6 protein-coding genes are annotated in these 11,164 nt (G+C 41.0%); all 6 read right to left on the bottom strand.

The features are described 5' to 3' along the window. Positions 1–197: 197 nt before the first annotated feature. Complete coding sequence (locus BM383_RS02845; RefSeq protein ID WP_093022743.1) at positions 198–971, bottom strand: glycoside hydrolase family 16 protein; 774 nt, start codon at positions 969–971, stop codon at positions 198–200. Between the two features lie 6 nt (positions 972–977). Then, complete coding sequence (gene bglX, locus BM383_RS02840; RefSeq protein ID WP_093022740.1) at positions 978–3,254, bottom strand: beta-glucosidase BglX; 2,277 nt, start codon at positions 3,252–3,254, stop codon at positions 978–980. 103 nt (positions 3,255–3,357) lie between these two features. Further along, positions 3,358–5,010, bottom strand: a complete 1,653-nt coding sequence (locus BM383_RS02835; RefSeq protein WP_093023430.1) for a glycoside hydrolase family 16 protein — start codon at positions 5,008–5,010, stop codon at positions 3,358–3,360. Between the two features lie 7 nt (positions 5,011–5,017). After that, the gene (locus BM383_RS02830) at positions 5,018–6,571 is read right to left on the bottom strand and encodes a PKD domain-containing protein (RefSeq protein ID WP_093022738.1); all 1,554 of its coding nucleotides are present in this window, start codon (positions 6,569–6,571) and stop codon (positions 5,018–5,020) included. 12 nt (positions 6,572–6,583) lie between these two features. Beyond that, positions 6,584–8,092, bottom strand: coding sequence for a RagB/SusD family nutrient uptake outer membrane protein (locus BM383_RS02825; protein ID WP_093022734.1), 1,509 nt, complete (start codon positions 8,090–8,092; stop codon positions 6,584–6,586). Positions 8,093–8,105: 13 nt separating this feature from the next. After that, a complete protein-coding gene (locus BM383_RS02820; RefSeq protein ID WP_093022731.1) occupies positions 8,106–11,144 on the bottom strand; it encodes a SusC/RagA family TonB-linked outer membrane protein in 3,039 nt (1,012 codons plus the stop codon). Positions 11,145–11,164: the final 20 nt, after the last annotated feature.

Below are 11,164 nucleotides of genomic sequence, written 5' to 3'. Positions count from 1 at the left end.
GCAGGTCACTGAGTGGTTTTCAATACTACGAAGTAAAGGATTGAAAAGTGTACCGAAGTGCAGGGGCATTACTACTACATATCGGGGCTTCGGTACAATTTACTACGTTGCACTACGTAAATCACTCAGCCACCTAGATGCTTTATAGTATCCACAAAAAAAAACCGCCCGAAGGCGGTTTGAATCACAAGAACTATCTAGTATTGATACACTTTAATGTAATCGATACTATATTGTTGTGGGAAGATGGTATCATCTACTTCCGGGCCTCCAAAGTTGCCTCCTATGGCCATATTCACCAATATGTAAAACGGTTGGTCAAACGGCCATACCGCTTCGGTTTTGTTTTCGGGAGCGAAGGTGTATACAGGTTGTTCATCTACAAAAAAGATGATACGCTCGGCATCCCAATCAATCGCAAAAGTGTGATAGCCTTCTTCTATATTTTCAAAAGCCGTCTTTTTACTATTGATCGTTTCTCCATGGCTGTCTTGCGTATGTAAAGACGTGTACACCATATGCGGTTCTTTGCCTACATACTCCAAAATATCAATCTCGCCACTCCACGGCCATCCTTTTTCGGTAATGTTGCTTCCCAACATCCAGAATGCCGGCCAAATGCCTTGTCCCGTAGGTAGCTTCGCTTTGATTTCGATATATCCATATTGAAACTCCTGCTTCCCTTGTGTCGTAATTCGGGTAGAAGTATAAAGGTCACCCTCTTTCTTTGCAGTGATGATCAATTGACCATCCTTCAGTTCGTGGTTCTCTTGGGTATACACTTGGCGCTCATTGTTTCCCCATCCACAAATGTTTGGGCAACCATCGCCTAACTCAAAATTCCAATCTTCATCATTTAAAGTAGCTGCTGTAAAGTTCTCTTCCCACACCAATTGCTTTCCTTTCTTTTGGGCGAAAAGTGAAGTACTGAACATACTTAGACAGATGACTGCTACTACTAGCTGTTTCATATCTTTTTAGTTCTTAAGCGTGAATAGCGTTTCTGGCATCCCTGAAGAATCTCCTGAAATCATCAGTTTGAAGTCTCCCGGCTCGGCTTCCCATCTTTGTTTTGCTGTGTAGAATGTTAACAGCTCTTCATCAATGGTAAAGCTTACCGTTTTGCTTTCGCCTGCTTTTAATTGTATTTTTTGGAAACCTTTCAACTCTTTGATAGGTCGGGTTAAACTCGCAAACAAGTCACGCACGTACAATTGCACTACTTCCTCCCCTGCCACTTTACCAGTATTGGTTACCGTTACGCTTGCCGTAATAGCGCCACCTTTCTGAAAGCTGTCTGCACTGAGCGTTACATCGCTATAAGTAAACGTAGTATAGCTTAATCCAAACCCGAATGGATACAACGCATCTCTTCGGCTATCAATGTAGTGCGAATAGGTAACCTCGGCAATTTCCGATGGTCTTCCCGTACTCTTTTGATTGTAATATAACGGCTCCTGCCCTACGTTTCTAGGAAAAGATACCGGCAATTTACCTGATGGATTGTAGTTACCAAACAATACCTCAGCCACTGCATTTCCATGTTGTGCCCCTAGCAACCAACTGTCTACAATAGCAGGTAGGTGTTCTGCACTCCAACTGATATCCATAGGACGACCGTTCATCAGCACCATCACCACATTTGGATTGGCTTCGTAAACCTTTTGTATCAGTTCATCTTGTACACCTGCAAACCCAACATCGGTTTGGCTACGGCCTTCCCCAGATTGAAATGCATCTTCTCCAACCACTAAGATCACCAAGTCTGCTGCTTTTGCTTTTTTCACTGCATCGGCAAAGCCACTGGTATCATCTTCATTAAAGGTCATATGTTTTAAGAACGAACGATCTCCGGTAGATAAATCAGCTCCTTTCGCATAGGTTACTTTTACTCCTTTCCCTGCGTAATTTTTGATTCCTTCTAACACAGATACTGCTGAATTGGCTTCTGCCTGTGCTCTCCAGTTTCCTAACGGACTGTCTTTGTCATCTGCTAACGGACCAATCACTGCAATATGTTTTACTGATTTTTGGATTGGCAATACATTCCCTTCGTTCTTTAATAAAACGATGGACTTTTTACCAGCTTCCAAGGCTAATGCTTGATTGGCTTTGGAATAAAGCTCCGTTTTTTCTGCTTCTTCATCACAATACTTGTAGGGATCCTCAAACAAGCCTAATTGGAACTTTACGCGTAGCACTCTGCGCACAGCATCGTCTACCAATTCCTGATCCACGCGACCTTCTTGTACCAATGCTGCCAAGCTAGACTCGTAGGCATTGCCTTCCATATCCATATCGCTCCCTGCCTGAATCGCTAGGTATGCTGCTTCTTTTAAATCTTTGGCATACCCATGAGGAATCATTTCTGAAATAGATCCCCAGTCAGATACCATCAATCCTTTCCAGTTCCAGGCACCTTTTAACAAGGTACGCTGCAAGTATGGGTTTGCGGTAGAAGGCAATCCGTCAATCTCATTGAAAGAGTTCATAAAGGTTAAAGCCCCTGCATCGGCCGCTGCTTTGAACGGAGGTAAGATGGTATTGTTCAGTTCGTTCATCCCAATATTTACCGTATTGTAATCGCGCCCTGCTTCTGCAAATCCATAGCCTGCAAAGTGCTTGGCACAAGCCGCAATAGACGTAGGGTTAGTATAATCCGTCCCCTGAAATCCTTTAACGCGTGCAACTCCTATTTTAGATACCAAATACGGATCTTCACCCGCGCCTTCCATGATACGTCCCCAACGGGCATCTCTGGAAACATCTACCATGGGTGCAAACGTCCAACCGATTCCGGCTGCTGCAGATTCTCTTGCCGCTGCGCGTGCTGTACGTTCCATCAAGTCTAAATCCCAACTAGCACTTTCGCCTAGCGGCACCGGATACATGGTCTTGTAGCCATGGATCACATCGTACCCAAAAAGCAAAGGAATCTTGATACGTGAATGCTCCATATTTAAACGCTGAGCCTCGCGGGTAGCTTTTACCCCAGTTACATTCAGCATAGAACCTACCAATCCCTTCTTTAGGTTTTCGCGCTTGCGCTCATTTCCTCCGGTAGCAGGTCCGGTTACATCCCAACTAGCACTGTACTGCACTAATTGACCTACTTTTTCATCTAGCGTCATCAAAGAAAGTACCGAGTCTACTTTAGACTCGATGGCAATTTCACTTGCAACGTTGGATAGTTGTGCTTTTACACCCGTGGCCATCAAAGCCAGCAACAACAGTGTGATACTATTTTTTTTCATCTTGATTGTCTTTTTAAGGCATGTAGTGGTACAAAGAAGCGCTCCCGAAAAATCTTCGGGAAGCGCTGTCTTATTGAATATAACTCACTAAACACACTACATTTTATTGATATACACGTACATAGTCTACCTCCATAGAAGATTCTGTAAAGGCAGGATCTATATCTCCACCAAAGTTACCTCCCATAGCCACGTTCATGATGATAAAGAAATCACTATTGAACGGTAACGCATCTGAATTGGCCACCGTGTGAAACGCTTCCTGATCATCTACAAAGAAGCGAATACTATCTGGACTCCAAATAACGCTGTATACATGGAAAGCTTCGGAAGCATCGGATACTGTAGTACTACCTGTATTGGCATTACCGCCAGAGTTTCCAGGATAGTGTAACGTACCATGAATGGTATTTTGATCGTTTCCTACATGCTCCATCACGTCAATCTCACCACAACCCGGCCAGGTATTGGTAGCATAATCTGATCCTAACATCCACAATGCCGGCCATGTTCCTGCTCCTTGCGGTAGCTTCGCTCTAAATTCTACTTTTCCGTAGGTAAAATCGAACTTGTTTTCTGAAACAATACGCGCTGAAGTATAGTTAGATCCCATAAAACTTTCTGCTTTAGCAGTGATCTTTAATACGCCATCTGCAACACTAATATTGTCAGAATCATCTGTATAGTATTGCTGCTCGTTGTTACCCCAGCCACTATCGCCTGTTCCTAAGTTGTAAGACCAATTGTCTGCATTTGGTGCTCCATCTACATCAAATTCATCTGACCAAACTAGGTTGGTATAATCTGTATCATCTTCTCCCTGATCTGGTGGATTGGTTGTAAAGGTGTGATACCATGCCAATGAAGGGTCGCTACCCGGAATGGCTCTTACCACCATTTTGTTGCTTTCCAAAGAAAGAATTTCATAGGTACTGGTTCCAATATAATACCCCATAAACCCATTATCTGAGAAGGTCATACTAGTTCCTCTTGTATTTTCTGCCGCTACCAATGAATTGGATGGAGAAAGAGTTACCACGCGTTCACCAGACGTATCGTAGTCATAACACATATCTTGACCAGCACTACCTCCTACAACACCTTCGTATGCAACGTTGAAGAAAGTTCTTCCGCCATTATCCAAGGTATAGGTTAAGGTTTCGCCATCTAACATAAAGGTCAATTCATTTTCATACAAACAGTTGCTGTCTGCAGAACCCGCTTTTTCATACGGAGTTGCTGCATAATAGGTAGGTTGATAATTGCTCGCCAAATCATCGTTATTCGGTCCTACCCCTAAATGCCCAGGTGTAGCTGCCGCCCAGTACCATACTTTAGAAGAACCACCTGTTAACAACTGTAATGCTTCAGGATCTGAGAAGTCACTAAACACCTTTACTTCCGTTGATGTATTAGAAGCCGATCCACCTGTACCGTATGCTATAACTGTAACAGTATAGGTATTTACTCCATTTTTGGTAAACTGTTTTGTAAACACACCACTTGGCACACTTGCCGAAGTACCGTCTGAATACATTACTTTATAGCTAGATGCATTGTCTGCTGTTACGGTAAAGTTAACCGTACCGGAACCATCGCCGTATTCGTTTTCTGCATCGACTCCAACAATCTCGTAGCCGATCTCTATATTAGTGGGTGCCACGATGTCTCCAAAAGTCTGGTCGTCATCCTGACAAGAAATGGCCGCTAAACAAATAGTCAATACCACTCCTATTCCTGCGAATATCTTTTTCATGTTTGTTTTAGTTTGTAAGTTCAACATCATCAAAATAATAATCAGTACCGGTACCCGCGGTTCCAAAATCGAAGAACAATACTACATTCTGGTATGCATTGTTGTTGTCGATCCCTGTAAAATCGAACACCAATTCTTCCCATTGATTGGATACGGTTGTGTTTACTGAAAGTTCTGTAGCGATAGCGCTATTGCTGGCATTCTCCATTTTAAACAATACCGGAATGCCTGCTTGTGGCGACCATACTTTTACTTTTACTTTCTGATAGGTGGTAAAATCAATAGGTTCTGTTAACAAGATGGCAGTACCCGCCCAGGTTTCTGCGCCTACAACTTTGGTTACTTTGGTTACGTTGTCAGAAGTATTCAATCCTGTCATATCAGGATTTGCCACTTTAGATGCATACGCATTCCCGAAATCACCATATCCATAATCCAAGGTAGTAGACTCAAAGGTTAACGGAAGAATTTTAGGAGCTGCTCCATCTGTCAAATACACATCATCAAAATAGAAGGTATCGCCTGCTCCGTTGTTTCCAAAGTCAAAGAAGATAACCACTTTGCTATATTCCTGTGCTGTATCAATTCCAGAGAAATCAAAGGTTAAATATTCCCATTCATTAGCTACCGTTGTAGTTTGATCTACTTCATACGCTATATTTCCATCTGCTAAGTTTTCTACTTTTAACTTCACAGTGGCTCCCGCGATTGGTGACCATGTTTTTACTCTGAACATTTGATTGGTTGAGAAATCGATAGGATCTCCTAGTGTTAATAAGGTTCCTCCCCAAACTTCGGCACCAGCAGTTTTTATTGATTGACCTACTGTAGCACTTAAGTTGATTCCTGAAATATCTGGGTTTGCTACCACTGACGAAGCTACACCTCCAAAGTCAGAGAACTCATAACTTAATGTTGTATTTTCAAAAGTGATAGGTAATAATAGTGGATTGGCAATCACTACCTCCTGAGTATAAGATACTGTAGCGGCACCACCGCTATACGCAACTACGGTTACCGTATATGTACCCACTGCGGCATAGGTATGTGTAATGGTTTCCCCTTCCATAAAAGCAGTTGGTTCTTCGTCTTCTACGTCTCCAAACCAAACAGCAAAATAGGTTTCATAATCTGCCGAAGCCGATACATCTATAGAAAATGTATCTCCCGTAGTTTGAGCAATATTAACCATGAAATTTTCTGGCGCTATGAACGATACGGTTAACGGCATTACCGTGGATGTTGTTTTTCCTGTAACGCCAACTCCTGTAATGGTAACATCGTACACTCCTTCTGTATAGGAGTGTTCTACACTATTTCCAACAGCTACTTCTGCAGCATCACTAGTTCCGTCTCCAAAATCAACCATGTAAGTTCCCACGCCTTCTCCTTTTGGCGCAATGGTTACCAAACCAGAATTGTCCTGTGTAATGGTAAACAAGGCCGAAATATTGCTTGGCGGATTTACGTCATTGATAAAATCGATATTGTCTTCATCATCGCTACACGAAGTGGCAAACAATGCAAGAACAAACGCGCATATATATGTTATGTTTTTCATATTACTTTCCAATTAATAGTTAGGGTTTTGTTCCCAGGCACCCTGAGAGAATTGAATTTCCTGTAATGGAATTGGGAATACTTCGTTTTTACCAGCGGTAAATCCGTCTATGGTTCCAGCCGCCTGATTGGTACGTACCAAATCAAAGAAACGGTGACCTTCTCCCATAAGTTCCAGTCTACGCTCGTTCCAAATTAAATTTGTCAATGTATTTCCGGTTGCAATTACATCATGGTTTTCATCACCAAAAGCTCTTCTTCTTACTTCATTCATGTATTCTTGAGCTGTTGCATCACTCAATCCGCCACGGTTATAAGCTTCTGCTGCCATTAACAATACATCTGCAAAGCGAATAGCTCTATAGTTATTTGGTTGCGTAAGATTTGCGTCTCCCTGATTGTCATTAATCCTTGGTAAATATTTGCGATTGTAATATCCTGTATGCCCTGTTTCCGGATCTTGATTTCCGATGGAGTATTCTACGGAAGGATTGGCTGCTGCCCATGCTTCGATATCTAAAACGGTTACATCTTTACGCATATCGTCTGCATCAAAAGCATTGTATGCTTCTTCCGTTGGAAGGTTAAACCCATAACCACCTTCAAAAGTTGGCCCTGAATACCCACGAATACCGCTAAAACCTACGGCTACGTTACCTTCTGAACATTGCAAACATCCAAAACCAGCACCTTCTGTACCTGTATACTGAACCTCAAAAACCGACTCTGCACTGTTTTCTGCCATGTACTCAAACAAGTTTGAATAGCTTTCGCCCTCTACACTTCCGTATAGATGATACATCCCCGAATTAATGACATCATCCAATTCAGTTGCTGCCTCTGCAAATTTATCTTGATACAAATATGCTTTTCCTAATAGTGCCTGAACAGCTCCTTTTGTAACTCTACCAACTTCGGGAGCTGTAGCACTTACCATTCCTTTTGCTGCTACTAAATCGCTCTCGATATATGCATATACCTCTGCTGTAGTAGCTCTGGGATATGATGTTTCGTCTCCAGAAACAAATTGCCCTTCTGGTTTGATAGGAATAGGCCCAAACCATTTTACCAATTCAAAATTGAAATACGCTCTTAAGAAATACGCCTCTCCAATGATTTGGTCTTTTCCTTCAAATTCTATTTTATCTTTATTTTCCAGAATGAAAGCGGCACGCTGTACACCTGCAAAGTTCCAGTCCCATACATTCTTTAGATTATCATTTACTGGTGTTTGCACCATTCTATCTACCTGTTGCCAACCAATTACATCGGTAGCACTTTCTCCTCCACAATGAGCATTGTCTGAGGCTATTTCTCCCATGATTACATTTACATACGTAGACTGTAATACATCATACGCACCTACCAAGGCATTGTAATAATCATCCTGACTAGAGAAATACGATTCTGAATTGATTCCGTAAGGAGCATCTGTTTCTACAAAGTCGTCTCCACAACTTGTGAACATTGCTGAAGCTACCAAAGCCCCTACTACTATTTTATGTTTTATGATGTTTTTCATCTTTGTCTTCTAATTAAAATTCAACATTTACACCTAACATATATGTTCTAGGTAATGGGTAAAACCCAAGGTCTATACCACCACCAATTGGCGCACCGGTAGAGGCTGTAGGATCATATCCTGAATAATTGGTAAACGTGTATACGTTGTCAACTTTTCCATAAATTCTGAATTTATCAATCCCAACTTTCTCTGTGAATAGCTTTGGAATAGTATATCCTAAAGACATGGTTTGGATACGAGCAAATGAACCATCTTCCACAAAGAAATCTGAGAATACTTTGTTTGAAGTTGCTGCAGTTGTAACTCTAGGTACTGTGTTGCTAGTTCCAGGTCCCGTCCAACGATCTAACCAATAACTCATTTTATTCACATTTGGCTGATCGCGCTCAAAGTTACGTACAATGTCGTTTCCTAAATTGGCATAGGTATAGGTAGCAAAGTCAAAATTCTTGTAGTTGATGGTTAAATTGAATCCCATCGTTACATCTGGAATAGGGTTTCCTATCATGGTACGGTCATCTGAATTTACAATTCCGTCTCCATTTAAATCCTTGAAACGAATATCACCCGGATGTGCCGCTGCTCCTAAAGCCTGCTGAGATGGATGTGCATCTACCTCTGCCTGATTTTGGAAAATTCCATCAGTTACATATCCGTAGAAATATCCTAGCGGCATACCTTCTTCCATGCGTGATGGCGCTAATTGACCAATCCCAAAAGCTCCACCTTCTACAAATTCGGTTCCGTTTACTTCAGTTACTTCATTCTTCAAGGTACTTATGTTGTAACCTACAGAGAATGAAAAATCATCTGAAATATTCTCGGCATAATTAATAGCAAATTCTAAACCTGCATTGCGCACCGCTCCTGCATTTTTAGTAGGACTCGCAGCACCTGGAGCTCCTACTCCTAAAATACCAGAAACCGGAATATTGGATATCAATAAGTTATCGCGGTTGTTGATAAAGTAATCTGCGGTTACTGACATTTTATCATTCCAAAAACTCATATCAACACCCACATCAAACTTCTTAGCTTCTTCCCATTGTAAATCAGGATTTGCTAAAGTTCCCAAAGCATTTCCGTTTACCAAGGATTGATCTGCACCCAATACATAGGTAGCTTCTCCATTTAATAATGAAACATACCCATAATCTACAATTTGGTCGTTACCCAAAACACCATAGCTACCACGAAGTTTTAAGCTACTTACAAAGCCTTCCTCATTAAAGAAATCTTCTTCAGAAATTAACCAACCTGCCGTAGCGGATGGAAAATATGCTACGCGATTATTAGGCCCAAAACGTGTAGAACTATCTCTACGCAACATAGCAGACAACAAGTATTTTCCTTTATAGTTATACTGTAATCTGGTAAAGTATGAAAGTCTTCTTAACAAATAGGCATAAGATGAATTGGTCTGTTCTTCGCCAACTCCATTTGCGCTGCTTAAATCAGCAAAATCCCAACTATTGGCTTGTACTCCCGTTCTAGAACCATACAATCCTTCTCCATTGGTTTCATATACCGTCATCCCAAGTAAAAATGTCACGTTGTGTGCATCTGCAAAGGTATTTTGGTAGGTATTGAAAATATCGAAGGTATAATCATTATCATTGATTTTACCCAGTGTAACAGAGCTGATACTGTTTGTATAAATCTTGTTGGCTCCATAATAATAAGAAGGAGAAAAATCACGATTCTTGGTATTAGAAGTATTAAAACCAATACGCCCTTGTAATTCCAAGTTCTTTGCATACTCCAAAGTTGCCTGAACCGTACCACTTAAACGATTTGTAATATACTTATTATACGTATTATCTATTTGAGCTAAAGGATTCACTACCTCATTTCCCAAATTGATAGTTCCATCTAAGTTGTACTGATCTGTAGCGATGGTTGGCGCAATATTCGCTGCATTGAACAATACAGAACCCAAGCTAAATGAATTGATACCTCTGCTCGTAGTACTGTTGTAAAAGAACTTGGTAGACATTCTGAATTTATCTGTAATATCTGCATCCAATGTAATGGAAGCCGTTCCTCTTTGAAAATTAGCCTTATCTGGAGCTATAATCCCTTCCTGATCTAGCAGTGATCCACTTAATGAATAACTTATCTTTTCCGAACCACCAGAAACGGATAAATTGTGACTTGTAACATTGGTAGTTTCAAAAACCTCATCTTGCCAATTGGTTCCTGTACCTAAACCAGCAACATTGCTAAATGGCAAGGTTTGCCCTGCATTTGCATAGCTTTCATTCAATAATAATGCATACTCCGTTGCATTTAACAAAGAAAGCTTACGCGTAGTTTCCTGAATACCAGTATAACCTTGATAAGAAATCTTCGGCGCCTGATCTCTTCTTCCTTTTTTCGTAGTTACCAAAATAACCCCATTAGCACCTATAGTACCATAGATGGCTGCCTGAGCATCCTTCAAAACTGTAATCGTTTCAATATCTTGAGGGTTGATAGAATTTAATCCACCTTCATATTGAAAACCATCTAAAATAATCAAAGGCTTGTTCTGTCCATTGGTAGACACCCCACGAATACGAATATTTGCTTCCGCACCTGGTGTTCCACCTGTTGGCGTTACATTTACACCCGAAGTAGTACCTTGTAGTGATTGTGCAACGTTTACCGGATCTAAATTTTCAATAGTTTCTACTCCAACAGTAGCTACTGCCCCGGTTACTTCTTTTTTCTTTTGTGCACCATATCCAATAACCACTACTTCTTCTAATGCATTGGTGTCTTCTTCTAGATTAATGGTTAACGCTTCCCCATTTTGAATGGTAATGGTTTTACTTTGAAAACCGATATAACTGAAAACGATTTCGGAACCTTTTGAAATTCCATTTAACATAAACTTACCGTCGAAGTCTGTAGAAGTACCTTTTGAATTATCAGCAAGTACTACATTGACTCCCGGCATTGGCATCCCGGTTGATGACTCATAAACGACTCCTTCTATATCGTATTCCTGTGCAAAGGTGAACAACGACATAAAACCGAAAATGAGTATTAGAATTTTTGATTTCATATAGTTATAATTTGTGTTTT

The sequence above is a fragment of the Pustulibacterium marinum genome, from assembly GCF_900116665.1.
GTDB lineage: Bacteria > Bacteroidota > Bacteroidia > Flavobacteriales > Flavobacteriaceae > Pustulibacterium > Pustulibacterium marinum.
The sequence above is the reverse complement of the archived record's forward strand: the minus strand, read 5'-3'. Positions and strand labels throughout refer to the sequence as shown.